At 72.7% G+C, this 24414-nt stretch carries 21 protein-coding genes and 1 riboswitch; of the genes, 13 read left to right on the top strand and 8 right to left on the bottom strand.

What is annotated here, in order from left to right:
- Positions 1-116 precede the first annotated feature (116 nt).
- From thyX to C1A38_RS21990, 4 genes are all read left to right on the top strand, one after another.
- On the top strand, positions 117-860 hold the full coding sequence (gene thyX, locus C1A38_RS22005; RefSeq protein ID WP_043723373.1) for an FAD-dependent thymidylate synthase: 744 nt from the start codon (positions 117-119) through the stop codon (positions 858-860).
- An 82-nt stretch (positions 861-942) separates the two neighbouring features.
- Complete coding sequence (dapA, locus tag C1A38_RS22000; protein WP_013732194.1) at positions 943-1869, top strand: 4-hydroxy-tetrahydrodipicolinate synthase; 927 nt, start codon at positions 943-945, stop codon at positions 1867-1869.
- 52 nt (positions 1870-1921) lie between these two features.
- Positions 1922-3613, top strand: a complete 1692-nt coding sequence (locus tag C1A38_RS21995) for a ribonuclease J (protein WP_013732195.1) — start codon at positions 1922-1924, stop codon at positions 3611-3613.
- Positions 3614-3683: 70 nt separating this feature from the next.
- Positions 3684-4865, top strand: a complete 1182-nt coding sequence (locus C1A38_RS21990; protein ID WP_102659650.1) for a S1 family peptidase — start codon at positions 3684-3686, stop codon at positions 4863-4865.
- Positions 4866-4997: 132 nt separating this feature from the next.
- Here the strand turns inward: C1A38_RS21990 and C1A38_RS21985 are convergent, their stop codons facing one another.
- Together C1A38_RS21985 and C1A38_RS21980 are read right to left on the bottom strand one after the other, a co-directional pair.
- Entirely contained in the window at positions 4998-6737 is a 1740-nt protein-coding gene (locus C1A38_RS21985; protein ID WP_102659649.1) for a type III secretion system chaperone family protein, read from the bottom strand.
- A 35-nt stretch (positions 6738-6772) separates the two neighbouring features.
- Positions 6773-7252 carry a type III secretion system chaperone family protein gene (locus C1A38_RS21980; protein WP_102659648.1) on the bottom strand — a complete coding sequence of 160 codons (480 nt, stop codon included), beginning with the start codon at positions 7250-7252 and terminating at the stop codon, positions 6773-6775.
- A 113-nt stretch (positions 7253-7365) separates the two neighbouring features.
- Here C1A38_RS21980 and C1A38_RS21975 point away from each other — a divergent pair, with 113 nt between their 5' ends.
- Entirely contained in the window at positions 7366-9810 is a 2445-nt protein-coding gene (locus tag C1A38_RS21975) for a DNA translocase FtsK (protein ID WP_102659647.1), read from the top strand.
- 156 nt (positions 9811-9966) lie between these two features.
- On the opposite strand, the gene C1A38_RS21970 is transcribed toward C1A38_RS21975, so the two are convergent.
- Together C1A38_RS21970 and C1A38_RS21965 are read right to left on the bottom strand one after the other, a co-directional pair.
- On the bottom strand, positions 9967-10194 hold the full coding sequence (locus C1A38_RS21970; RefSeq protein ID WP_102659646.1) for a hypothetical protein: 228 nt from the start codon (positions 10192-10194) through the stop codon (positions 9967-9969).
- Positions 10195-10276: 82 nt separating this feature from the next.
- Complete coding sequence (locus C1A38_RS21965; RefSeq protein WP_013732201.1) at positions 10277-10591, bottom strand: DMT family transporter; 315 nt, start codon at positions 10589-10591, stop codon at positions 10277-10279.
- A gap of 57 nt (positions 10592-10648) precedes the next feature.
- Positions 10649-10714: riboswitch (guanidine-III (ykkC-III) riboswitch) on the bottom strand.
- 94 nt (positions 10715-10808) lie between these two features.
- On the opposite strand from C1A38_RS21965, the gene C1A38_RS21960 reads away from it, so the two are divergent.
- The 7 genes from C1A38_RS21960 (at position 10809) to pspM (ending at position 17051) form a co-directional block, all read left to right on the top strand.
- On the top strand, positions 10809-11738 hold the full coding sequence (locus C1A38_RS21960; RefSeq protein ID WP_102659645.1) for an ornithine cyclodeaminase family protein: 930 nt from the start codon (positions 10809-10811) through the stop codon (positions 11736-11738).
- A 113-nt stretch (positions 11739-11851) separates the two neighbouring features.
- Positions 11852-13330 (top strand): 30S ribosomal protein S12 methylthiotransferase RimO, encoded by a 1479-nt coding sequence (gene rimO / locus C1A38_RS21955; RefSeq protein WP_102659644.1) that lies wholly within the window; start codon positions 11852-11854, stop codon positions 13328-13330.
- Positions 13331-13383: 53 nt separating this feature from the next.
- Positions 13384-13977: a CDP-diacylglycerol--glycerol-3-phosphate 3-phosphatidyltransferase gene (gene pgsA / locus C1A38_RS21950; RefSeq protein ID WP_102659643.1), complete on the top strand. Its 594-nt coding sequence runs from the start codon at positions 13384-13386 to the stop codon at positions 13975-13977.
- 103 nt (positions 13978-14080) lie between these two features.
- Complete coding sequence (locus C1A38_RS21945) at positions 14081-14608, top strand: CinA family protein (RefSeq protein WP_102659642.1); 528 nt, start codon at positions 14081-14083, stop codon at positions 14606-14608.
- Positions 14609-14733: 125 nt separating this feature from the next.
- A complete protein-coding gene (locus tag C1A38_RS21940) occupies positions 14734-15186 on the top strand; it encodes a helix-turn-helix domain-containing protein (RefSeq protein WP_102659641.1) in 453 nt (150 codons plus the stop codon).
- A 196-nt stretch (positions 15187-15382) separates the two neighbouring features.
- Positions 15383-16246 (top strand): PspA/IM30 family protein, encoded by an 864-nt coding sequence (locus C1A38_RS21935; protein WP_013732207.1) that lies wholly within the window; start codon positions 15383-15385, stop codon positions 16244-16246.
- A 22-nt stretch (positions 16247-16268) separates the two neighbouring features.
- Positions 16269-17051 (top strand): phage shock envelope stress response protein PspM, encoded by a 783-nt coding sequence (pspM, locus tag C1A38_RS21930; protein ID WP_102659640.1) that lies wholly within the window; start codon positions 16269-16271, stop codon positions 17049-17051.
- 87 nt (positions 17052-17138) lie between these two features.
- Here pspM and C1A38_RS21925 read toward each other — a convergent pair whose 3' ends face one another.
- Both C1A38_RS21925 and C1A38_RS21920 read right to left on the bottom strand, forming a co-directional pair.
- Positions 17139-20783, bottom strand: coding sequence for a hypothetical protein (locus tag C1A38_RS21925; RefSeq protein ID WP_102659639.1), 3645 nt, complete (start codon positions 20781-20783; stop codon positions 17139-17141).
- A 201-nt stretch (positions 20784-20984) separates the two neighbouring features.
- A complete protein-coding gene (locus tag C1A38_RS21920; protein WP_102659638.1) occupies positions 20985-21779 on the bottom strand; it encodes a DNA-formamidopyrimidine glycosylase family protein in 795 nt (264 codons plus the stop codon).
- A 111-nt stretch (positions 21780-21890) separates the two neighbouring features.
- On the opposite strand from C1A38_RS21920, the gene C1A38_RS21915 reads away from it, so the two are divergent.
- Complete coding sequence (locus C1A38_RS21915) at positions 21891-23087, top strand: DUF8814 domain-containing protein (protein ID WP_102659637.1); 1197 nt, start codon at positions 21891-21893, stop codon at positions 23085-23087.
- An 82-nt stretch (positions 23088-23169) separates the two neighbouring features.
- Here the strand turns inward: C1A38_RS21915 and C1A38_RS21910 are convergent, their stop codons facing one another.
- Both C1A38_RS21910 and C1A38_RS21905 read right to left on the bottom strand, forming a co-directional pair.
- Positions 23170-23397, bottom strand: a complete 228-nt coding sequence (locus C1A38_RS21910) for a CPCC family cysteine-rich protein (protein WP_233196945.1) — start codon at positions 23395-23397, stop codon at positions 23170-23172.
- Between the two features lie 64 nt (positions 23398-23461).
- Positions 23462-24298 carry an SAM hydrolase/SAM-dependent halogenase family protein gene (locus tag C1A38_RS21905; protein ID WP_102659635.1) on the bottom strand — a complete coding sequence of 279 codons (837 nt, stop codon included), beginning with the start codon at positions 24296-24298 and terminating at the stop codon, positions 23462-23464.
- Positions 24299-24414 lie beyond the last annotated feature (116 nt).

The raw sequence follows: 24414 nt of genomic DNA, 5'->3' as shown, positions 1-24414 counted from the left end.
TAAGGGGTGAAGGGTGCGTCTCGGCGACCACAAGTGCAAGATCGCGGAGTTGTGGGTGGGGTGGGGAGGGTGTGGGGGTCAGGGAGGGGTGGGGTTAGAGTCGCGGAATGCCGGAGATGGTGCAGCCCCAGGTCAGGTTGATCGCGTGGACTCATTTTGAGCCGCCGCAGGACGTGCCGTGGTCGACGGACGCCGACGGCGGGCAGGCGCTCGCCGAGTTCGCCGGGCGGGCCTGCTACCAGAGCTGGAAGAAGCCGAACCCGGCCACCGCCACCAACGCCGGTTACCTCGCGCACATCCTGGAGGTCGGGCACCTTTCCGTGCTGGAGCACGGGTCGGTCAGCTTCTACTTCACCGGGGTGTCCCGCTCGTTCACCCACGAGTTGATCCGGCATCGGCACTTCTCGTACTCGCAGCTGTCCCAGCGGTACGTGCCCGAGCGGGACGCGGCGATGGTCGAGCCGCGGGTGATCGCCGAGGACCCGGAGCTGCACAAGCGGTTCGTCGAGGCCGCGGAGGCGAGCGTACGGGCCTACAACGAGCTGTTGGAGGGGCTGGAGCGGCACTTCGTCGACGAGCCCAACCCGACGCTGCGGCGCAAGCAGGCACGTCAGGCGGCCCGGGCCGTGCTGCCGAACGCCACCGAGACCCGGATTGTGGTGTCCGGCAACTACCGTGCCTGGCGGCACTTCATCGCGATGCGGGCCACCGAGCACGCCGACGTGGAGATCCGCGAGCTGGCCGTGGAGTGCCTGCGGCAGTTGCAGCGGGTCGCGCCGAACGTCTTCGCCGACTTCGTCATCTCGACCCTGCCCGACGGCACCGAGGTCGCGGCGAGCCCGCTCGCCGAGCAGTCCTGAGCGGGTTCAGGGCGCTGCCCGCCCGGGGCGCATGCCACCCTTCCCCGGCAGTCCTCCAGCCGCTGTCCGATAGGTTGTCACCATGACGCACGACCACGTTGACGCCCCGGCACGGGCGGTGTCCCGTCCCTTCGGCCGGGTGATCACCGCCATGGTGACCCCGTTCACCGCTGAGGGCACGCTCGACCTGGACGGCGCCGCGCGGCTGGCGAACCATCTCGTCGCGGAGCAGGGCAACGACGCGCTGGTGATCAACGGCACCACCGGCGAGTCGCCGACCACCACGGAGGCTGAGAAGGAACAGCTGATCCGCACCGTGGTGGAGGCCGTGGGGGACCGGGCGCGGGTGCTGGCCGGGGTGGGCACCAACGACACCCGGCACACCATCGAGTTGGCCGCCTCGGCGGAGAAGGCCGGTGCGCACGGGCTGCTGGTGGTCACCCCGTACTACAACAAGCCGCCCCAGGCGGGGCTGCTGCGACACTTCACCGCGGTGGCCGACGCCACCGGGCTGCCGGTGATGCTGTACGACATCCCGCACCGCTCCGGTGTGCCGATCGAGACAGAGACGCTGGTCCGGCTCGCCGAGCACGGCCGCATCGTCGCGGTGAAGGACGCCAAGGGCGACCTGACCGCCACCAGTTGGGTCACCAGCCGTACGGACCTGGCGTACTACAGTGGCGAGGACTCGCTCACGCTGCCTGCGTTGGCTGTCGGTGCCGTCGGCGTGGTCGGCACCTCGACGCACTTCAGCGGCGCGGACACCAAGCGGATGATCGAGGCGTACGACGCAGGGGACATGTCGACCGCGTTGACGCTGCACCGTCGACTGCTGCCGCTGTTCACCGGGATCTTCCGTACCCAGGGCACCATCCTGGTCAAGGCCGGCCTGACCGTGCAGGGCCTGCCGGCCGGCCCGGTCCGTTCGCCGTTGGTGGACGCCACCGAGGACCAGGTGGCTCAGCTGCGCGCCGACTGCGCAGCAGCGGGCCTACCACTTCCCGAATGATCAAACGACCGGACGGACGCCGGGTGACGGCGTCACAGAATGAGGTGAGCGCGTGACCGAGGCGCACAACGAGGAGGCTCAACTTCCCCCGCCGCTGCCGGAGGGCGGATTGCGGATCATCCCGCTCGGTGGGCTCGGCGCCATCGGTCGGAACATGACCGTCTTCGAGTACGACGGGAAGTTGCTGGTCGTCGACTGTGGGGTGCTCTTTCCCGATGTGGAGCAGCCCGGCGTCGACCTGATCCTGCCCGACTTCGGGCCCATCCTCGACCGGCTCGACGACATCCAGGCGATCGTGCTGACCCACGGCCACGAGGACCACATCGGCGCCGTGCCGTACCTGCTCGCGCACAAGGCCGACATTCCGCTGGTCGGCTCGCAGTTCACCCTGGCGCTTGTCGAGGCGAAGCTGGCCGAGCGGCGGATCCAGCCGTACACGTTGACGGTGCGCGAGGGCGGCCGGGAGCGGCTCGGCCCGTTCGAGTGTGAGTTCTTCGCCGTCAACCACTCGATTCCGGACGCGCTGGCGGTGGCCATCCGTACGCCGGCCGGGCTGGTGCTGCACACCGGCGACTTCAAGATGGACCAGCTTCCGCTGGACGGGCGGATCACCGACCTGGCCGGGTTCGCGCGGCTCGGCGCCGAGGGTGTCGACCTGCTGCTGTCGGACTCCACAAACGCGGAGATCCCCGGCTTCGTCACGCCGGAACGGGAGATCGGCCCGGTCCTCGACTCGATCTTCGCCAAGGCGCGGGGCCGGATCATCGTGGCCTCGTTCGCCTCCCACGTGCATCGGGTGCAGCAGGTCTTCGACTCGGCGCTCGAACACGGCCGCAAGGTCGCCCTGATCGGCCGGTCGATGGTGCGCAACATGGGCATCGCCCGTGACCTCGGCCTGCTGAACATCCCAGCCGGCCTGGTCGTCGGCCTGGACGAGGCGACGTCGATGCCGCCGGAGCAGATCGTGCTGATGTCCACCGGCTCGCAGGGGGAGCCGATGAGCGCCCTGGGCAGGATGGCCAGCGGCGACCACCGGCACATCACCATCGCCCCCGGCGACACCGTGGTGCTGGCGTCCTCGCTGGTGCCCGGCAACGAGACCTCGGTCTACCGGGTGATCAACCGCCTGGCCCGTGCCGGTGCCGTGGTGGTGCACAAGGACGTGGCCAAGGTGCACGTCTCCGGCCACGCCCCGGCCGGCGAACTGCTCTACCTGCTCAACGTCGTACGCCCGAGCAACCTGATGCCGGTGCACGGCGAGTGGCGGCACCTGCGGGCGCACGCGCGACTGGGCATCGAGTCCGGCGTCGCGCCGGACCGGGTGGTGCTCTGCGAGGACGGCGACGTGGTCGACCTGGTCGAGGGCCGCGCCAGCCTGGTCGGGCGGGTCAAGAGTCGGTACGTCTACGTCGACGGCCTCGCCGTCGGTGACGTCAGCGAGTCGCTGCTCACCGAGCGGCGCATCCTCGGTGACGGCGGGTTCATCGCCACCACCGTCGTGGTCGACTCGGTCACCGGCAAGGTGGTCGCCGGTCCCACCGTCTCCGCCAAGGGCTTCTCGGAGGACGCTGCGGCGTTCAACGCGGTGATCCCGCTGGTGACCGAGGCGCTGAACCGGGCCGCCGCGGACGGGATCACCGATCCACACCAGCTCCAGCAGATCGTCCGTCGGACCGTGGGCCGCTGGGTCAACGACGCCTACCGGCGTCGGCCGATGATCGTGCCCACCGTCGTCGAGGTCTGAACCGCTCGGACCTTTCGCCCGTACTCCGACCCGGCAGGCGTGCCCGCGCCTGCCGGGAGGAGCGTGGCGGATGGACCGCAGAAGATTGACAGCCATCGGTGTCGTGGTGGCCGCGGTGGGCGCGGCGGCGGCGGTGACCCTGCCGTCGTTCGCCGGTGACAGCGGTGCGCCGCGGGTGCCGGCCGGTCAGGCGGTGGAGGGTGCCGACCCGCAGGTGGTCGAGGCGCTGCGCCGGGATCTGGGCCTCGACGAGACCCAGGTCGCGGCCCGGCTGAAGACCGAACGCTGGGCCACCGGCGTGGTCGACCAGCTCCGGACGGAGCTGGGTGCGGACTACGGCGGCAGTTGGCTCAGCGCCGACGGCAGTCAGTTGAACGTGGCGGTCGCCGACCCGGCCGAGGCGGCGCGGGTCCGTGCCGCCGGGGCGGTGCCGAAGGTGGTCGAGCGCGGGGTCGGGCAGCTCGATGCGCTCAAGACCAGAATGGACCGCAGCGCCGCCCGTGCCCAGCAGGTCTCCGGCTGGTACGTCGACGTCGCCTCGAACAGCCTCGTGGTGCTCGCCCAGCCGGGTGCCGAGGCGGCCGGGTGGCGGTTCGTGGCTCGCGCCGGGGTGCCGCGGCAGGCGGTCCGGATGGCCACCGAGGAACAGCCGCGACTCTTCGCCGACGTACGTGGCGGTGAGCCGTTCTTCGTCGGCGCGGGGCGTTGCTCGGTCGGCTTCGCGGTGGTCGGCGGCTACGTCACCGCCGGGCACTGCGGCCGGGTCGGTGCCCGCACCTCCGGCGCGGACGGGGAGTTGCAGGGCGTCTTCCGGTCCTCCTCGTTCCCCGGCGACGACTGGGCGTTCGTGCAGGTCAACAGCAACACGCGGGTGCTGCCGGAGGTGACCGACTTCCGGGGCGGCATCGCCCGGGTCGCCGGCTCGCGGGAGGTGCCCGCCGGTTCGTCGATCTGCCGGTCCGGCTCCACCACGGGGGTCCGCTGCGGCACCGTGCAGGCACGCAACGCCACAGTGCGCTACCCGGAGGGGCTGGTCAGCGGGCTGGTCCGGACCAACGTGTGCGCCGAGCCCGGCGACTCCGGCGGCTCGTGGATCTCGGGCAACCAGGCACAGGGCGTCACCTCCGGTGGCTCGGGTGACTGCGCCCGTGGCGGCACCACGTTCTACCAGCCGATCAACGAGATCCTGCAACGCAACAACCTGACCCTGCTCACCACGCAGAACTTCCGCGCCCTGAGCGGCCAGCGCTGATCTGCCGGGCCCGGCCGGCACACACGCCGGTCGGGCCCGCTCGCGGCTTCGGCAACGGGCGGGGCCCGCTCGCTGCGGTAGGAGCAGGCACGCGCCGGCGACGACAAGGCCGGGTCCGAGCGTCGGCGGGGGTCAGGGCAGGGCGGCGACCGCCTCGGCGTACGCGACGCCGGTCCGTACCGCCGCGTCGACCAGGACTGTCACCTGGGCCGGGGCCACCCCGTACGCCAGGTCCGTGGCCACCTCACCGGCCAACACCAGCTCGCCGTCACCGGGATCGTGCACGTACGCCTTGGGCAGCAGCCGGTCCCGGTTCCAGCCGTTGCAGAAGGCGTACGCCTCGGCGCGGCGGGCCGCCGGCAGCCGACGGTCGGCGACCACCCGCGCGTGCAGCACGTCGCCGCGTTCCCCGGCCCGCCGGAACTGGATCACCGCGTCGCCCCAGCGCCCGAGCACCGTGCCGGCGCTGTCGAGGGCGTAGCGGTCGCCCCGCCGATCCAACACGGTGGTGATCATCGTCACGGAGAGCGCCCCCAACTCCTCCTCGGCCATGCTCCGGCGCTCGCCCGTCGTCCCGTCGCGCACCCCGCCGTCCGACCAGGGCGCGCCCGCCGGCTCGTCGTCAGCCGCCGGTTCGCCGTCCACCGACTCGCCGGCATCCACCGGTTCGCCGTCGACCGGCTCATCGTCGACCGGTTCGTCGGCGGGGAGAGGCACCGGCGGGGCCGACGGTCGTTCGGCCAGCCAGGCGGCCATCCGGCCGGACTGGTGTCCGGTGCCGTTGCGGGCGTCGAAGCTGCCGGCCAACTCGGTGGCCACCGCGAGCAGTTCCGCGCCGAGGGCCGTCACCGTGACCGTCGCGGCGGACCGCCCGTGGTAGGCCGGTCGGTGCACCGTCCGATCGGCGCGCTGCTCGGCGGCCAGGGTGCAGATCAGCGCGCCCGCCGTGGCGAACTCCATCACGGCCAGGTCGTCGTGCGGCTGGTCGAGCCGGGGCACCTGCTCGACGAGGATCTCCAGCCCACGGTCGAGGTGGCCGCCGAGCGCGCAGAACCGCAGATGGGTGGCGAGGTGGTCGAACCCGTCCGGGGCGACGCGGTGTCGACGGTACGCCCGCACGTGCGCCTGCGCCGCCCGCTGCGCCGTGCCCGCCCGCTGCGCCGTGCCCGCCCGCTGCGCCGTGCCCGCCCGCAGCCACGGCAGCAACGCAGCCGCCAACGCGGCCTCCGGCTGGGCGGTGCACCCGAACGTACCGTCGAGCAGGGGTTCGACGGCGGCGAGCGCCTCGGCCCAGTCACCCCAGCCGGCGAGCAGTTCAGCCTGGCGTACCGGCAGGCAGTCGGGGCAGCCGGCGGCCGGGTCCGGGCCGGCGGTCCGCCACCGTCGCAGCCAGTGTCGGGCGGCGGGCTCGTCGCCGACGTGATCGGCGATGCGGCAGCGCAGCTGGGCGACGAGGGCTCCGCCGTCGTGGCACGTCGGGTCGTCCAGCCCGTCCAGTACGGTCCGGGCCTGATCGAGGCCGATGCGGGAGGTGCCGAGCAGGGCCTCGACGGCGTACCGCTGGTAGCGGCGCAGCGTCTCGTCGTCCGGTCCGACGGGACGCGTGCCGTCGTCGGGGCGCTGCGGCCGGCGGGCCGTGTCGAGGCAACGCCGGACGGGCTCGAAGAGCCGCCACCGTTGGCCGCCGCGCAGGTGGGCCTCGACCAGTTCGGCCCAGGCGTCCATCGCGGTCCCGGCATCGCCGGTGGCCTCGGCGAGGGCGGCGACCCGTTCCAGTTCGGCGATGCGCGCCTCGCCGTCGGGCATGTCACGCGCATCGGCCAGCAGGTCGGCGGGGCCCCGGTCGGCCCGTCCGTCGCCCGGCGTCGACATCCGTGGTCGGCTGCGGCGGCCGGTGGCCCACCCGCTCACCGGGGTGCCGTCCCCAGGATCCGCCCCACCTCGGTGGCCAGCCCGCAGCCGGTGACGATGCCCCGGTCGAGCAGGCGGTCCAGTTGATGCGGTGTCACCCCCCGTTCCAGGTCGGTGATGACCTCGCCGCAGATCCGGGCCTGCCCGGCGTCGTCGACGTGCACGAACGCCTTCGGCCAGAACCGGTCCCGGTTCCAGCCGTTGCAGAACTCGTGCAGCCTCGGTACGAGGTCCACCGGGAAGGTGTGCGTGGCGACCGTACGGACCTGGAGCAGCTCTCCGAGGTCGCCGGCGCGCAGGAACCAGATGTGCGCCTCGGCCCATCGTCCGACCAGGTTGCCGCCGGCGTCGGTGGTGACCGCGTGCCCCCGGTTGGCGAGCACCGCGGCGACCAGGTCGTGGGTCAACGGTCGTAGCGTGTCCGGATGCCCGGCCAGCGGGCCGTCCAGACCGTCGTCGTACTCCGGCGACGCCATCGGGCATCCCTTCGCCAGGCAAATATCACGGCAGGTGGCGGGGACCGCGTTGCGACACGCGGAGCCGACCAGGAAGACCGGCGTATCGCGGGACCCGCCGTTACGGTGATGCTATGGCGGGCCGTACCTCTCAAGCGAGCCGGCGACGCGGCGCGTCGCCGCGTGCTGGCGCGAACAGTCGTGCCCGTCAACCGGCGAAGAAGGCCGCCCCGGCGCGGCGTCGCACCACCTCGCGGGGCCCCGGTCCGGCCGCCTACGTCGGTCGCGCGGTCGGGGCACTGTGGATGGGCCTCGCCCACGGCGTCGGCTGGGCGGTACGCACCGTCGGCCGGCAGGCCGCCTCGGCCCGTGACCTGGACCCGGAGCACCGCCGTGACGGCGCCGGGCTGCTGATGATCGGCCTCGCCCTACTCAGCGCGGCAGCCCTCTGGTTCTCCGCCGCCGGCCCGGTCGGGGCCCGGCTGGCCGACACGGTCCGGCTCTTCCTCGGCGCCATCTCCGTGGTGGTGCCGGTGCTGCTCGGCATCGGTGCCTGGCGGCTGATGCGCCAGCCCGGTGACCCCGAGCACCGCGGCCGGGGCTGGATCGGCTGGGGTTCCATGCTGGTCGCCACCGCCGCGATGCTGCACATCGGTCAACAGCCGGGTGACCCGGGTGAGCGCGACTTCGCCGGTGGCCTGGTCGGCGCGGGTGTGGGCAGCGTGTTGGAACGGGCGGTCACCGCCTGGGTCGCGGTACCGCTGCTGATCCTGCTGCTGGTGTTCGGCCTGCTCGTGGTCACCGCCACGCCGATCAACAAGATCCCTGAGCGGCTCGGCCTGCTCGCCGGCAGCGTGATCGGCCAGACCGGACAGGACACCGACGAGCCGGCCGCCACGCCGGCCCGGCGTCGCCCCGCGAAGCGGACCCCGCCGCCGCTCGACCCGGACGACTTCGACGACCCGGGCGATGTGGATCTCCAGGAGACCATCGTCCTGCCGCGCAAGCCGCCGTCGCGGGTGCCGGCGAGCCGCAAGCCGGCCGAGCCGCCGGAGCATTCGCCGGCACCGACCCGGGCCGAGCAGCTCGCGCTTACCGGCCTGGCCGGCGACTACACCCTGCCACCGGCGAACATGCTGGGCAGCGGGGCCGCGCCGAAGACCCGCAGCAAGGCCAACGACGAGGTGATCGCCGCGCTGACCGGTGTCTTCGAACAGTTCGACGTGGACGCCGCGGTGACCGGCTTCACCCGGGGCCCGACGGTCACCCGCTACGAGGTCGAGCTCGGCCACGGCGTGAAGGTCGAGCGGATCACTCAGCTCTCCCGCAACATCGCGTACGCGGTGAAGTCGCCGGACGTCCGCATCCTCAGTCCGATCCCGGGCAAGAGTGCCGTCGGCGTGGAGATCCCGAACACCGACCCGGAGAACGTGGCCCTCGGCGACGTGCTGCGCTCCCGCGCCGCCACCAGCGACCACCATCCGATGGTGGTCGCTCTCGGCAAGGACATCGAGGGCGGCTACGTGGTGGCCAACCTGGCGAAGATGCCGCACATCCTGATCGCGGGCGCCACCGGCGCGGGCAAGTCGAGCTGCCTCAACTCGCTGCTGGTGTCCATCCTGACCCGGGCCACGCCGGACGAGGTGCGGCTGCTGCTGATCGACCCGAAGCGGGTCGAGATGACCGGCTACGAGGGCATCCCGCACCTGGTCACCCCGATCGTGACAAACGCGAAGAAGGCCGCCGACTCGCTGGAGTGGGTGGTCCGCGAGATGGACATGCGCTACGACGACCTGGCCGCCAACGGCGTCCGGCACATCGACGACTTCAACCGCAAGGTGCGCAACGGTGAGATCAAGGCGCCGCCGGGCAGCGAGCGGGAGATCCGGCCGTACCCGTACCTGCTGGTGATCGTCGACGAGTTGGCCGACCTGATGATGGTCGCCCCCCGTGACGTGGAGGACTCCGTCGTCCGGATCACGCAGTTGGCCCGGGCCGCCGGTATCCACCTGGTGCTGGCCACCCAGCGGCCGAGCGTGGACGTGGTGACCGGCCTGATCAAGGCCAACGTGCCGTCCCGCCTGGCGTTCGCCACCTCCTCGCTGGCCGACTCGCGGGTCATCCTCGACCAGCCGGGTGCGGAGAAGCTGCTGGGCCGCGGCGACGGGCTGTTCCTGCCGATGGGCGCCTCGAAGCCGATCCGCATCCAGGGTGCCTGGGTCACCGAGCGCGAGATCAACGACGTGGTGAAGTTCTGCAAGGACCAGCGCGAACCGGAGTTCCGTCCGGACGTGCTGGCTCCCGCGCAGGACAGCAAGAAGAAGATCGACGAGGACATCGGCGACGACCTGGACCTGCTGGTGCAGGCGGTCGAGTTGGTGGTCACCTCGCAGTTCGGCTCGACCTCGATGCTCCAGCGCAAGCTGCGGGTCGGCTTCGCCAAGGCCGGCCGGCTGATGGACCTGATGGAGACCCGGGGCGTGGTCGGCCCCTCGGAGGGCTCCAAGGCCCGCGACGTGCTTGTCAAGCCGGACGAGTTGGAAGAGGTCCTGGCGGGCCTGCGCGGCGACGAGGACTGACCGCCGACAGCGGCCGACCGGCGGCGAGGACCGCCGACGGTGACCGACCGGCGGCGAGGACCGCCGACAGCGGCGGATCGGGCGGCAGCGGCCGGCCCTGCCGCAGACATGCCACGGGCCCGCCGCGTGTCGCGGCGGGCCCGTCGTGCTGGTGGGTCAGAGCGCGTTGAGGATCAACATGCTGAGCAGCATGGCGACCACGTTGGCGCCGGCGGCGTACCAGCCGAGTGGCTTGTCGCCGAGCACCGCGCCGACGACACCGAGGACCAGACCGATGACTCCGAAGAGAATCGGATTGAGCAGCAACGCGAGAACCGCGCACACGAAGCCCACGATGGTGCAGATGCGGGCGGCGCTGGTCGAACGAACGGTGCTGGTGGCCATGTCTGCCTCCGGATGGTGAGTCTGCGTCTGCCGTCCGGTCTCTACCCACTGGTGCGGTTCGTCACGCCACCGGTGCCGGAGATCAGTGGTAGATCTTCAGGCCGACCACCCCGGCGACCACCAGCAGCAGGCAGAGGATCCGGGGCAGGCTTGTCGACTCGCCCAGCGCGAGCATCCCCACCAGCGCGGTACCGGTCGCGCCGATGCCGACCCAGACCGCGTACCCGGTGCCGACCGGGATCTCCCGCAGCGCGTACGCCAGGCCGCCCATGCTCAGCACCAGCGTGACCGCGAAGATCGCGGAGGGGAGGGGACGGGTGAAGCCGGCGCTGCGGTCCAGGGCGATCGCCCACGCCGTTTCCAGCAGTCCGGAGAGCACCAGCACGATCCAGGCCATCGGGGTCACCTTTCGCGGTCGCCCGAGCCACCTGGCACGGGACGAGTCGGGTCCTTGCACGGGGCGTCTTGGCCTGACCGGGTACGCCCACGACTCGTCCGGGGGACCCTTGCGGGCCACCGGGACCGACCGTAGCACCGGGGGAAAGCCGCGGCTCGGGTGAGGCCGATCACCTCGGGTGGACCTCAACCTTGCTTGACGTTGCACGATGGGGGGCATGACCCTGCTCATCTCCGATCCGGAGGTCGCTGGCGCGCTTGACGCACCGGCCACCGTGGACGCCATGCGCCGGGCTCTGCTGGCCGCGTACGACGGACGACTGGTGGCCCCGCCCCGGGCCGCCGCGCCGCTGGGCGGGGGCCGGATGGTGCTCACGGCCGGGCACCTGACCGGGCAGTGGTACGGCTACCGGTCGTACGACACCTTCGGTCACCCGGGGGCCGAGCAGGTGGTGGTGCTGCACGACGGGCAGACCGGCGCGGTGCGGGCGGTGGCCGTGGGGGAGGAGCTGGGGTCCCGGCGTACCGGCGGGTTGGGTGGGGTCGCGGTGGACGCGCTGGCCCGCCCGGACGCCGACACGCTCGGGGTGATCGGCGCCGGCGGTCAGGCGTGGACCCAGGTCTGGGCAGCCGCCGCCGTACGCCCGCTGCGTGAGGTCACCGTGTTCAGCCGTTCGGCGGCACGCCGGACCGCGTTCGCCGACCGGGTCCGCGCCGAGCTGGGTGTACCGGCCCGCGCCGTGGACACCGCCCGCGCGGCGGTGCGCGACCGCGACGTGGTGGTGCTCGCCACCACCAGCCCGACACCGGTGCTGGACGCCGCCGACCTCGCCCCCGGCACCCACGTCAACGCGGTCGGTTTCAAACAGCGCGACCGGGCGGAATTCGGCCCCGATCTCCTCGACGCCGCCGCCGTGCTGGTCACCGACTCACCGGCGCAGGCCGGGGCGTACGTGCCACCGATGCTGGCCGCCGAAGCGCCGTACGCCTCGCGGTTGCGTGATCTGGGAGCGGTGCTGGCCGGCGCCGCGCCCGGCCGCACCGACGCGGACCAGGTCTCGGTCTTCTGCTCGGTCGGCCTGGCCGGCACCGAGGTGTTCCTGCTCGACCAGGTGGTCCGGGCCCTCGCCCCGGCCGTCCCGACCTGATCCGCCCCGTCCAACCCGGTGGACGCCCCGCCCCACCTGGTGGACAGCGTGCCCAACCCGTTGGACGCCGCGCCCGCCCCGCCGGGCCGGGCGCGGCGGCCCGGTACCCTCGGATGGTGTCTGCCACCTCTTCTGACGGTCGCCGTGTCGCCCTGCTGACCCTGGGCTGTGCCCGTAACGAGGTCGACTCGGAGGAGTTGGCCGCCCGCCTGCACGCCGATGGCTGGCAGGTGACCACCGACGGCGAGGGCGCCGACGTGGTGGTGGTCAACACCTGTGGTTTCGTGGAGAAGGCCAAGCAGGATTCCATCCAGACGCTGCTGGCCGCCGCCGATACCGGCGCGAAGGTGGTCGCCGCGGGTTGCATGGCGGAGCGGTACGGCCGGGAGTTGGCCGACAGCCTGCCCGAGGCCCAGGCGGTGCTCAGCTTCGACGACTACCCGCAGATCGCCGCCCGGCTGGACGCGGTGGTCGAGGGCCGCGAGTTCACCGCGCACACTCCCCGGGACCGGCGTGAGCTGCTGCCGTTGACCCCGGTCGCCCGGCGGGACAGCGCGGTGTCGCTGCCCGGGCACGGCCGAGGGGCCGACGTCGACGAGCACACCCCCGCGCATCTGCGTCCGGTGCTGCGTCGCCGGCTCGACAGCGGGCCGGTCGCCTCGCTCAAGCTGGCCAGCGGCTGCGACCGCCGCTGCGCCTTCTGCGCCATCCCCGCCTTCCGCGGCGCCTTCGTCTCCCGTACCCCTGACGAGTTGCTCGCCGAGGCGGAGTGGCTGGCCAAGAGCGGTGTCCGTGAACTGGTGCTGGTCAGCGAGAACTCCACCTCGTACGGCAAGGACCTGGGTGATCCGCGCGCCCTGGAGAAGCTGCTGCCGCAGCTCGCCGCGATCGACGGCATCGTCCGGGTCCGGGCCAGCTACCTTCAGCCGGCCGAGACCAGACCCGGCCTGATCGAGGCGATCGCCACCACGCCGGGCGTCGCGCCCTACTTCGACCTGTCGTTCCAGCACTCCAGCGAGCCGGTGCTGCGCCGGATGCGACGTTTCGGCTCCACCGACCGGTTCCTGGAGCTGCTGGCCTCGGCACGGGAGTTGGACCCCCAGGCCGGGGCGCGGAGCAACTTCATCGTCGGGTTCCCGGGCGAGACCCGGGCCGACGTCGACGAACTGGTCCGTTTCCTGACCGAGGCCCGGCTGGACGCGATCGGCATGTTCGACTACAGCGACGAGGACGGCACCGAGGCCGCCGGGCTGTCCGGCAAGGTCTCCGCCGCCACCATCAAGCGCCGGTACGACAAGCTCAGCGCCCTCGCCGACGAGCTGTGCTCGCAGCGTGCCGAGGACCGGCTCGGCACGACCGTCGAGGTGCTCGTCGACTCGATCGACGGCGACGTCGTCGAGGGACGGGCCGCGCACCAGGCGCCGGAGGTGGACGGTTCGACCACCCTCGTCGCGCCCGCCGACGGTGGTGTCGACCTGGCCGCGCTTCGTCCGGGTGACCTGGTCCGGGCCACCGTGACCGGCACGGAGGGAGTGGACCTGCTGGCGGTGCCGGATGAGATGATCTCGGCGGCGCCCGGCGCGACACGGTGACGGCGGGCCGAGACGAGAGGGAACGACAGCATGGGGTGCCCGAGCGTGGGCCGATGACCGGCGCGACCGAGTCGACACCGGCTCCGGTGGCGGCCCGGGTGCCGGTGGTGAACGCCGCCAACGCGCTGACCGCCCTGCGGCTGCTGCTCGTACCGGTCTTCGCCGCCTCGGTGGTCGTGTCGGGCATGACCCACGCCGGTTGGCAGATCACCGCCTGCCTGATCTTCGCCGTCGCCTCGGCGACGGATCTGGTCGACGGCTGGATCGCCCGCCGGTTCGGGCTGATCACCGCGGTCGGCAAGGTGGCCGATCCGATCGCCGACAAGGCGCTCACCGGTGCCGCCCTGCTGCTGCTGTCCTGGTACGACCGGCTGCCCTGGTGGGTGACCGGGCTCATCCTCGCCCGCGAGGTCGGCATCACGGCCATGCGGTTCTGGGTGATCCGGCGGGGAGTGATCGCCGCCAGTCGTGGCGGCAAGGTCAAGACCGCCCTGCAGATCCTGGCCATCGTCTGGTACCTGTGGCCGATGCCGGACGGGCTGGCCGTGATCGGTCCCTGGATCATGGGTGCGGCGGTCGCGGTGACGGTCGTCACCGGATTCGACTACATCGCCCAGGCTCTGCGGCTGCGTCGCGCCCGCAGCTGAGCCGGCACCGCTTCTGGCAGCTGAAATCCCGCGTCGTGGCGAGTAGGAACCGGTCCGGTCGGGAAGGATGCCAGTCGTGGGTGTGAGAGAAGCCGAAGGATCGATGGGCCGCGCGGCGGCCGGAGTGGTGCACCGCCTCACCGAGCGGCGGGAGACCCTGGCCACCGTCGAGTCGCTGACCGGAGGACTGCTGGCCGCCACGATCGTGGAGATCGCCGGTGCGAGCGTCGTCTACCGGGGCGGTCTGGTGGTGTACGCGACCGAGCTGAAGGAGTCGCTGGCGGGCGTACCGAAGCACCTGCTGGCGGAGCGCGGCCCGGTCGACGCCGATGTGGCGGCGGCGCTCGCCGAGGGTGGGCGGCAGCGCTGCGGGGCCGACTGGGGGCTGGCCACCACAGGTGTGGCCGGCCCGGAGCCGCAGGACGGCAAGCCGGTCGGGCTGGTCTTCGTCGCGGTCGCCGGCCCCGACGGCACGGAGGTACGCGAGTTGCACCTCGACGGCGGGCGGGATCAGATCCGGGGTGCCTCGGTGACCGAGGCGTTGCGGCTGCTCACCGAGCATGCGCAGCGTTCCGGAGGCGTCACGGCGGCGGCCGGTGGCGGCGGGCGCGGCGGTTACGCAGCGGAGTAGCCGGGCGGGGTGGGATGTCGTGGCGGCCCATAGCGGGTACGGTTGCGGGAAGGCTCCGTCGATCGGAGCCGGTGCCGCCGCCCGGCCGCACGGTCAGGCGTACTCTGTCCCCCAGGGGAGGTGCGATGGTCCTGCTACGCCGGGTGATCGGTGACGCTCTACGGGCGCGCCGGCAGGGGCAGCACCGCACGCTGCGCGAAGTCTCGTCCGCGGCCAACGTCAGCCTGGGCTACCTGTCCGAGATCGAACGCGGCCAGAAGGAACCCTCAAGCGAACTGCTCGCCGCGATCTGCGATGCGCTGGGCGCCCGCCTCTCCGAGTTGCTGCGAGAGGTGAGCGACACCGTCGCGCTCGCCGAGCAGCTGCCCGGTGTGCTCGTGCCCATGCAGGACGAGTCGGCCGAGTCGACCCCGGTCACCGCGACGGTGGGCGCAGCGACCAACCGCTCCGTACGCCAGGTCAGCGCGGACGGTGTCGCGGTCTCGGTGCGTCAGGAGTCCCCGCTCAAGGCGACCCTGCGCAGCACCCGGGTCCGACCCGCCGACCGCACCGACCGGGACGTGGTCTGCGCCGCCTGAGCGCGCGAAGGGCTCGGTGGCGGATGGTCGCGGTGGCGGCCGCCGCGTAGGGTTGATCGCATACGTCCCCTCGTCGCCGGTACGGATGTCGTGCTGGTGCTCGGCTGGGACGATGGACCCACCATCGCCGGTGGCCGAGCTGGGCCACCCGACATGGGGGCTGGCGCAGCGACGTTACTGAGGGGATACCGCGGAGATGGCGAACCCGTTCGTCAAGGGTTGGAAGTACCTGATGGCGCTCTTCGGCGCCCGTATCGACGAGCACGCCGATCCCAAGGTGCAGCTCCAACAGGCCATCGACGAGGCGCACCGGCAGCACCAGGCGTTGGTCCAGCAGGCCGCCGCGGTGATCGGCAACCAGCGTCAGCTGGAGATGAAGCTGTCCCGGCAGATGTCCGACGTCGAGCGGTTGCAGAGCAACGCCCGGCAGGCGCTGGTCCTCGCCGACCAGGCCCGGGCCAAGGGTGACGAGGTCGAGGCCGGGCGCTACGAGCAGTCCGCGCAGACGCTGGCCACCCAGCTGGTCTCCGCCGAGCAGGCCGCGGAGGACCTGAAGACGCTTCACGATCAGGCGCTCGCCGCCGCCGGGCAGGCCCGCCGGGCGGTGGAGAACAATTCCATGATCCTCCAGCAGAAGCTGGCCGAGCGCGCCAAGCTGCTCAGCCAGCTCGAGCAGGCCAAGATGCAGGAGAGCGTGGCCGCCTCGTTGGAGTCGATGTCGGCGCTCACCGCGCCCGGCACGACGCCCAGCCTGGACGAGGTCCGCGACCGCATCGAGCGGCGCTACGCCAACGCCATGGGCCGCGCCGAGCTGGCCAGCAACTCGGCCGAGGGCCGGATGCTGGAGATCCAGAAGGCCACCCTCGACACCGCCGGCACCGCCCGGCTGGATCAGATCCGGGCGAGCATGGCCGGTGAGCAGCTCGGTGCCGGCACCGGGCAGGGCGCGGTCGGCGCCCCGCAGCCGGCGACCGCCGACCCGGCCGTCGCCCGACTGGACGAGATCAGGGCGACCATGAATCGGGACCGGGGCACCGGGGACACCAGCGCCGCCGGTTGAGCGGGGGATCGAGGAGGCCACGGTGGCAGCAGACGAACGCACCCGGTACTTCCGGCGGTTGGGCAAGCTGCGCCGCTCCGCCCGGCGGTGGAGCGTCCTGGCCGGTGGGTTCGGTGGCGCGACGGTCATCCTGACTCCGTACGCCGGGATCGGGCTGGCCGACGCGGTCTGGGCCGCCGCTGCGGGTGCCACCACCGCGTTGGCCGCGTGGCGTTGGGTGGACCTGCGGGCGTTGGCCGCCCAGCCGGCTCCGCCCGCCCTCGATCCGGCCCAGGCCGCCGCCCGCAACCGGGCCCGCCTGGTGGCTGCAGTGGAACGACTGCCCGCCGGTGCCGGGGTGGTGGCCGAGGTGCGCCGGGTCCGTACCCGCACCGCACTGCGCGGCACCAGCGCCGCCGGTCCGTGGGAACGGCTGGACCGGGCCGCCACCACCATGGCCGGGATGACGGGTCGGCTCACCGGCCTCGCCGAGCCGGCCGTCGCGGAGGCGAGCGTCGCCGAGCAGTCCCTGCGGGAGCTGGCCGACCGGGTGGCCAGCGTGGAGCGCACCCTGCGCCTCGCGCCGGCCGACGCCCGGCCGCCGTTGGCCGAGGCGCACCAGGCGCTCACCGGCCAACTGGAGGCCGGCGTGACGGCGTACGAGCGCCTGGTGGTGGCTGCCGCCGGCTACCTCGCCGAGGAGTACCGCCCCCAACTCGAACACCCCGCCGCCACCCGCCTCACCGAGGCCACCGACCTGCTGCACGGCTTCGCCTCCGCCCTTTCCGAACTCCGCCCCCACCCCACCCCCGGCATACCCCGCTGATCAAGACGTTTCGGTCTCCGCAACGCCGGATCCAGACCAGAACTTCTTGATCAACGCGGGGAGAGCGCGCGGCGGGCGCGTGGCGCGTTATTCGGGGGTGGTGATGGGCAGGGGCGGGGTGTAGGGGGAGGCGCCGACGACGTTGAACGAGCGGATCCGGTAGTGGTAGGTGACGCCTCGGGCCAGGCCGGTGTTGGTGAAGCCTCGGCCGGTGACGGTGAAGGTGGCCAACTCGCGGGTGAAGGCGACGTCGAGAGCGCGTTCCACGGTGAAGCCCGCGCCCTGACTGGCGGGGGTGCTCGCCGCCCAGTTCAACATCACCGTCGCCGTGTCCGGGCCGGGTGTGCTGGTGGTCACGCTCACCGAGGTCGGTACCCCCGGCGCCGGTGGGGTGGTCACCGTTGCCACCGTCGACCAGGGCGAGGCGGCACCCAGGTAGGTGGTGCGTACCCGGTAGTAGTAGGTGGTGTCGGGGGCGACCGCCGGGTCGAGGTGGTGATCGCCGACGCCGATGGCGGTGGTGCCCGGCCCGCTGGTGAAGGTCGGGTTGGTGGCCCGTTGCACGTCGATCCCGGTGGCGAAGGAACGGTTGGCCCAGCGCAGCGCGACACGCAGCGGCGCGGCCGGTGGTATCGCCGCGGACAGCTTCGTCGGCGCGGTGAGCTGCACCGAGGCGGGGATGCTGTTCGACCAGGCCGAGCAGCCGACGGCGTTCTCGGCCCGGATCCGGTAGTGGTAGGTCACGCCGGGGGTGACTGTGGCGTCGGTGTACCGGGTCGCGGTGGCCGCCACGGTCAACTCGGTCAGCCCGCTGATGAACGTCGGGTCGGTGGCGCGTTGCAGCAGATGGCTGGTGGCCGGTGGACGGCTGCCGTTGCCGGTCCAGGTCAGGTTGATCGCCGGTAGGGCGGTCGCCGAGCCGGGCGCGGCGGTGGCGGCCAGCCCGCTGGGTGCCCGGGGCGACACGCGTACCACGAGAGGGCGGCTCATGCCCTGGTCGCGGTGCCCGCCCGCGCCGCTGCACCAGCGGTACTCCCAGCCCAGGTTGACCAGTTGGTTGACCACCGAGGCCGGACGCCCGTCGAGCGGGCTGACCGGGGTGGATCCGACCGGCACACCGACCGGCCGGGTCGGATCGAGCAGCCGTACGCTGTCGCCGATCTTGAACGGCAGCGGCGGTGCTTCCGGGCGCAGCGCCAGGATCACGTCCTCGCCGGGGTCGACCCGGACGATCTGTTTCCAGCCCAGTTCCCCCGGATACGGGGGACGGATCGCACCGTCGCGCCCGACCCGGCCGACCACCTGCACGTCCAGCCCGTCGAAACGCACCGGATGGCTCTGCCGGCCGGTGCCGCGTACCCGCCACAGCTGGGTGCCGTCACCCGGCGCACCGACCGGCACGGCCGGGTCGCTGACGTGCAGCACCTCGGTGGCAGGGTCGGTCGGCCCGAGCGGCAGGACAGTCTCGGCGCGTGGCCCGGCGTGCGGATGCGCCACCCCGAGCCGCCCGGTGAGCCGGCCGTGCTCGGGCTCGAAGACCTGTCGCACCGCCTTGACCGTCAGCGGCAGGGCGGCTGGTGCGGCGGCCCCGGTGGGGGTGAACTCGACCCTTGTGGCGTGCACGGGGATGCGGGTCGCTCCGGCAGTGACGGTGCCGTAGCAGGGGTCGTACGCCGGGTCGGGCACGATCGGGGGGTGTTGGCTGGCCGCGTAGGCGGCCGGAAGCCGCTCGCGCAACCGGTTGAGGTCGTACGGCGTGGCCGGGGTGCCCGCCACCCGGATCTGCAACAGGGTCCGGGTGTTCGGGCCGTAGCCGGCGACGGACGGCGGCGCGCCACCCTCGGTGGTGCGGTCGGGCGCGCCGGTGTGGTGGTCGTAGCGGGGGTCGAAGGCGGGAAACGGCGCGGGGCAGTCGTTGTAGAGGATCAGCGTGCTGCCCGGGGCGACGGTGGCGAAGTCCACAAGCACGTCGGCCCGCTCACCGGGGGCGAGCAGCAGCGCGTGCCCGTCGACGTTGAGCACGGCCGGATCGCGTCGGTCGTAGCGGAACCCGACCGGCCGGTTGGGGATCACCACGGGGGCGGGCAGCAGGCCGCACTCGTTGCCGATCCGGATCATCTCGGGTCCGCAGGCGTCCGGGTCGGGCACCCCACCGGGCCGACCGTCGGTGGGCCAGCCCGCCGGACGCCCCGGTGCCCGTACCGCGTCGACCATCGGCACCTCACCGGCGTCGGCGTCGACGAGTCGGCCCTCGGGCGTCCACATCGGCTCGTCCGAGCCGGCCCGGTACAGCTGGAGGTTGAGCCAGCGGTCCGTGCAGGCGTTGAGGATCCGCCACCGGTACACCCGGGGCTCGACGTCCAGGTACGGGTAGGCGGCGCCGTTGACCAGCACGGTGTCGCCGTACGCGCCGGGCACCGCGCTGGGATGCGGCACCCCGGGCATCTCCGGCGGCTCGTCCGGCTCGGTGACCGGGTCGTGGCGCGGGTTGGGCACCGCCGCCGCGTCCGACCCGGCAGCCGGCACGGTACGGGACCACGGGCCGTAGTCCCAGCGGCCGGTCGGGTTGCGGCCGTCGGGTTGGTACGGGTTCTGTCGGGGTTGGTAGACGTGCGGGTGCCAGAGGCTGCCCCGGGCTCCCCAGCGGTGCCGGTCCCAGGTCGGGTCCTGCGCGGCGAGCTGGGCGTCGTCCGGTACGAAGGTCTTGTCCTCGAAGACGAGGGGCAACTGCTCGTCGGGCAGCACCCCGTCGGCGACCAGCCGATCCTCTGCCTCGTCGGTGAGCAGGAAGAGCGCTATCTGTCCGGAATAGATGGTCAGCCGGGACAGTCCGACGGTGTTGTCGTGGAACCACAGCAGCCGGGCACTCTGCTCGTTCGGGTAGTAGAGCGTGGTGGCACCCGGCCCCGGCGGCGGCATGTCGGGCACCGGAGTCAGGCCGACGCCTGTCGGGTAGGGAGTGATCTCACCGGCGGGCGTGATCCACTGGTACGGGTTGCCGGCGCTGATCCAACCGGTGTGCGCCCCGGCCAGGTGCAGTACCGCCCGGTTCTGCGGGTACGGTGCCGGGCCGCCGAGCGGACCCTCGCCCGCGGCGGGCATGGTCGGATCCACCGGCAGGAAGAGTTCGCCGGCCGGGCCGGCCGGCAGCTGGTTGATGAACTTGATCCGTACCGGTCGGCCCCGGCGGGCCAGCACCACCGGCCCGAGGTGCCAGGCGCGCGACGGCGGGGCGACGGTGTTGTGCCCGTCGCCGTCGGTGCCCAGGTTCAGCTGTCGGTAGCCGCGCAGCCGGGTCGCCGGCAGATCCTGGTGCAGCCGTTGGGTGTACTCGGTCAGCCCGATCTCGTAGTAGTCGCAGCCGGGGTGACTGATGGTGTCCGGCACCGCGACGGGCAGCTCGGCCCCGAGGGGGGTACGCCCCAACGCGCCGAGGCCGGGCAGCGGGTCGACGAACTTGCGGATGCCCGTGCCGGTCACCACCGCGCCGGTGGAGTCGAGGGTCGGCAGGGGACTGTAGGCGTGGTTCGGCACCGGGCCGAAGCAGCGTGGTGCGGCCGCCGGGTCCAGGCTCGCCGGTGCGGCGGTGCCGGCCGCTTCGGGTACGGCGGTGACGTCGGTGACCGCCGCCGGGCCGGTGCGAGCACTGGGGACGGTCGGGGACGAGCCCTGCTGTTCACTGCGGGTGGCACGGTCGAGCCAGGTCGACCGGAGTCTACGGAACACGGCCATGGCTCTCCCGGTGATCGGGGCGCGGCGGCCACCACCCCGACGTGGTCGGCCACATCGCGCTGCGTTGACTATCCGTGAGCGCTCAACCGCAGCATGCGACGTGACCTGCCGGTTAAGGAAGTACCCAATCGTGTCAATTTGCTGCTCATCCGGCGTGTTGTCGCGCGCCACCCCGGGCAGTGGCCAGGCGGTCGGGCCAGGTCAGGTCGGGGCGGGTTGGCAGCGGGGACACCAGTAGGTGACCCGCTCGCCCAGTTCCTCCTTGCGGATCGCGGTGCCGCACCGTCGGCACGGCTGGGCACGCCGCCCGTACACGTAACTGGTCTGGCCGCGACGCAGCGACCCGGTGGTGCTCTGCGTCCACCGTCCCCGGTTGGCGGCCAGCAGGTCGTGTGCCAGGGTGACCAGGCTGGCGAGGTCGGGCACGTCGGCGACGCGGGTGCGCGGGTTGATTCCGCGCAGGAACAGCAGCTCGCACTTGTAGAGGTTGCCGACCCCGGCCAGGTTGCGCTGGTCCAGCAGCGCCTCGGCGATGTTGTCGGCCGGTCGGTCGGCCAGCCGGCGGACCGCCTCCTGCGGGTCCCAGTCCGTTCCCAGCAGGTCGGGGCCGAGGTGCCCGACGAGCCGGTCCTCCTCGGCGGTCGGCAGCAGCGCCACCTCGTGCAGGTGGTAACCGACGGCGGTCGCGGTCGCGGCGGACAGCACCACCCGGATCAGGTGGGCCGGGCGGGCGTTCCAGCGCTCTCCCGGGGCGTACACCCGCCAGGTGCCGTCCATGCGCAGGTGCGAATGCAGCGTCCACTGTGCTGCGCCGGTCGGTTCGGCCAGTCGGATCAGCAGGTGCTTGCCTCGGCTGGCGCAGTCGGTCACCCGCCAACCGGTGAGGTCGGTGGTGGCCAGTTGGGGCACCCGGAAGTCACTGCCGGTCAGCCGGGCCCCGGTGAGCGCGCGAGCCAGGACGCGGGCGGTGTTCCACACGGTGTCACCCTCGGGCATCCCGGCATTATCCCCCGACCGAGCGCAATTCGTGTGTATCGCTATCTGTATCCCACTTCTCGTTGATCTGCCTATCTGGGCAGGATTGGGCAAATACCTGGAGGATTGCCCATGAATTATCTCCGCATCCCCGTCCTCTCGCTCGCCATGGCCGCCGTACTCACGGTGGCCCTGCACCCCGCATCCGCGTCCGCCGCCCGTACCGACAGGTGGCAGGCCGATCTGTCGGTCGTCGACAGAGACGACGTCAACGTGCGGCACACTCGGGCCGGTCTGCGACTGGCCGACGCCCGCCCACCCGCCGCCCCGGCACGGCGTAGCGCCGTCGCCGAGGGCATGCTGGTGACCTCCGCGCGTACCCTCGCCGCATCGGCGACCCGGGTCCGCGCCGACGTCACCGTCACCACCCGGCCCGGCGCCGCCGCGACGGTCCAGGTCCGGGGCTGGCGTGCCCACGGGTGGACCGAATGGCGCGACGCCGTCCCGGCCGCCGTCTTCGACAGCCCGGTCCGCCAGGTGCAGGCCCGGGTGGTGCTCACCGCGAGCCGGTCCGGCGAGACCGCCGAGGTACGCGCCGTCCGGCTCACCGCCGACCGGGTCGCCGTCACCGCCGCCACCCCAGGCCTCACCTACCGGGTGTACGCGACGCGGGTCGGCCTGGTCGGCAACACGACCGCGAACGGACACGTCGTCGTGGCCCGCGACCACTTCGTGGCCCTGCCGTCCCGGCGCGGTCTGTCACCGCGCAACAGCGGCGACTACACCGTCCGGGTCTGCACCACCACCGGCAGCCGATGCGAGTACGCCCCGGTCTGGGACGTCGGTCCGTGGAACACCCGCGACGACTACTGGAACCCCAGTGCGGTCCGGGAGAACTGGAAGGATCTGCCGCAGGGCCGGCCGGAGGCGCAGGCTGCCTACCAGTCCGGTTACAACGGGGGACGGGACCAGTTCGGTCGGGTGGTGCTCAACCCGGCCGGCATCGACCTGGCCGACGGCACCTTCTGGGACGGGCTGCAACTGACCACGAACGCCTGGGTCGACGTGGCGTACCTGTGGACCGGCACCGGTTCCCGGGGTGTGGTCGGGGACGGACCGCTGAACATCCGCAGCGGCCCCGGCACCTCCTACGCGACGCGCGGCCTGGCCGCCCAGTACGCCAACGTGCCGATCCAGTGCTACGTGACCGGGCAGAGCGTGACCGGCCCGTACCGCACCACCAACCGGTGGAACCGGCTGGCCAGCGGGCAGTTCGTCAGCCACGCGTACATCTCGACGGTCTGGGGCGGCACGGTGCCGCGCTGCTGAACCGGTGCGTCGAGGCGGGTCGGTGTCAGGCGGCACCGGCCCGACTCGGCCGGGCCGGGCGCCGCTACGGCTCACCCTGTGGTCAGGGCAGTTCCTCGGGCCGCGGGGCGCGCACCGCATCCTGGTAGCGGGGGTGGCAGGCACCGTAGACGGCGAAGTTGAGCCGGGCCATGGTCAGGCTCAGGTCGCCGTTCGGCCCGCCGCGCACCACGTCGGCGTCGGCGTCGGCCTGCCCGTCGTCGGTCCAGAAACAGACCGGACAGGTGCCGCCGCCGGTGCGGGAGGCGCAGCAGGGACAGGCGGCAGGCACCCAGCGTTCTTCCACTCCGACAGCCTTCCACAGTGGACGTTTCGTGCGTGTGGCAGCGGGCCGGTCAACAGCCGGCGAGTCCATCGATCCGCAGCAGCGTACCGGCAGTGACGGCGAGCACCTCAGCGGCCCGGCCGCCGTTGACCGACAAGGCCACCCGGCCGGCCGAGTCGGCGTGCGCCACCAGGGCACCGGGCGGGGCGTCGCCGAAGGTACGACCGTGCACCGCCGTACGCTCCCGGTCTTCCTCGCCCACGCGGCGGATCCGGACCCGGCCCGGCAGCGCAAGCAACAACTCGGCCGCAGCGGCCAGTTGCACGTTGCCGAAGTGGTCCACCGTCAGCACCTCGGCGGTGAAGCCGTCCGGTCGCACCTCGACCACCGGGTCGGGCAGCCGGACCAGCGTCGACGCATCGACGGCCCGGCCTGCGTCGGCCAGCGCGCCGCCCGAGGCCAACCGGGCCGCGACCGGGGCGAAGACGTCCCGACCGTGGAAGGTCGCCGAGACCCGATCCGCCTGCCACCGCGGGTTGGTCAGCTCCACCGCTTCGGTCACCCCGCCGAGCGCGGCGGCGGCGTCGAGCAGCAGACCGTTGTCCGGCCCGACCAGCAGGCCCTCGGGCGTGGCCAGCGCGATGCCCCGGCGGGCCGTGCCCACACCCGGGTCGACCACCGCCACGTGTACCCCGAACGGCAGGTGCGGCACGGTCTGCGCGAGCACCGTCGCACCCCGCCGGATGTCTCCCGGTGGCACCAGATGGGTCACGTCGATCACCCGGACCGTCGGCGCGAGCCGGGCGATCGCCCCGTGGCAGGCCGCCACGAAACCGTCGGCCAGACCGTAGTCGGTGGTCAGCGAGACGACCTCGGCCGACCCGGTGGTGCGCGTACGACTTGTCACGGCATCGGATGGTACGTGCGGCGCCCGGCGCCCGTGGGCAGCGCCCGCCATCCGGCCGCCTGCGGCGGCCGGTCGCCATCGCGCTGCCTGCGGGCCGGCGCCCGCCATAGCGGATA

This window comes from Verrucosispora sp. ts21 (assembly GCF_002879555.1).
GTDB classification, from domain to species: domain Bacteria; phylum Actinomycetota; class Actinomycetes; order Mycobacteriales; family Micromonosporaceae; genus Micromonospora; species Micromonospora gifhornensis.
The sequence above is the reverse complement of the archived record's forward strand: the minus strand, read 5'-3'. Positions and strand labels throughout refer to the sequence as shown.

Coding starts and splice junctions, on each gene's coding strand:
- thyX (WP_043723373.1), top strand. CDS start 117: ATGGTGCAGCCCCAGGTCAGGTTGATCGCGTGGACTCATTTTGAGCCG.
- C1A38_RS21970 (WP_102659646.1), bottom strand. CDS start 10,194: ATGGCCACCAGCACCGTTCGTTCGACCAGCGCCGCCCGCATCTGCACC.
- C1A38_RS21915 (WP_102659637.1), top strand. CDS start 21,891: ATGAATTATCTCCGCATCCCCGTCCTCTCGCTCGCCATGGCCGCCGTA.
- C1A38_RS21980 (WP_102659648.1), bottom strand. CDS start 7,252: ATGGCGTCGCCGGAGTACGACGACGGTCTGGACGGCCCGCTGGCCGGG.
- C1A38_RS21945 (WP_102659642.1), top strand. CDS start 14,081: ATGGGCCGCGCGGCGGCCGGAGTGGTGCACCGCCTCACCGAGCGGCGG.
- C1A38_RS21975 (WP_102659647.1), top strand. CDS start 7,366: ATGGCGGGCCGTACCTCTCAAGCGAGCCGGCGACGCGGCGCGTCGCCG.
- C1A38_RS21985 (WP_102659649.1), bottom strand. CDS start 6,737: ATGTCGACGCCGGGCGACGGACGGGCCGACCGGGGCCCCGCCGACCTG.
- C1A38_RS21940 (WP_102659641.1), top strand. CDS start 14,734: ATGGTCCTGCTACGCCGGGTGATCGGTGACGCTCTACGGGCGCGCCGG.
- rimO (WP_102659644.1), top strand. CDS start 11,852: ATGGTGTCTGCCACCTCTTCTGACGGTCGCCGTGTCGCCCTGCTGACC.
- C1A38_RS21935 (WP_013732207.1), top strand. CDS start 15,383: ATGGCGAACCCGTTCGTCAAGGGTTGGAAGTACCTGATGGCGCTCTTC.
- C1A38_RS21925 (WP_102659639.1), bottom strand. CDS start 20,783: ATGGCCGTGTTCCGTAGACTCCGGTCGACCTGGCTCGACCGTGCCACC.
- C1A38_RS21965 (WP_013732201.1), bottom strand. CDS start 10,591: ATGGCCTGGATCGTGCTGGTGCTCTCCGGACTGCTGGAAACGGCGTGG.
- pgsA (WP_102659643.1), top strand. CDS start 13,384: ATGACCGGCGCGACCGAGTCGACACCGGCTCCGGTGGCGGCCCGGGTG.
- dapA (WP_013732194.1), top strand. CDS start 943: ATGACGCACGACCACGTTGACGCCCCGGCACGGGCGGTGTCCCGTCCC.
- C1A38_RS21960 (WP_102659645.1), top strand. CDS start 10,809: ATGACCCTGCTCATCTCCGATCCGGAGGTCGCTGGCGCGCTTGACGCA.
- C1A38_RS21990 (WP_102659650.1), top strand. CDS start 3,684: ATGGACCGCAGAAGATTGACAGCCATCGGTGTCGTGGTGGCCGCGGTG.
- C1A38_RS21920 (WP_102659638.1), bottom strand. CDS start 21,779: ATGCCCGAGGGTGACACCGTGTGGAACACCGCCCGCGTCCTGGCTCGC.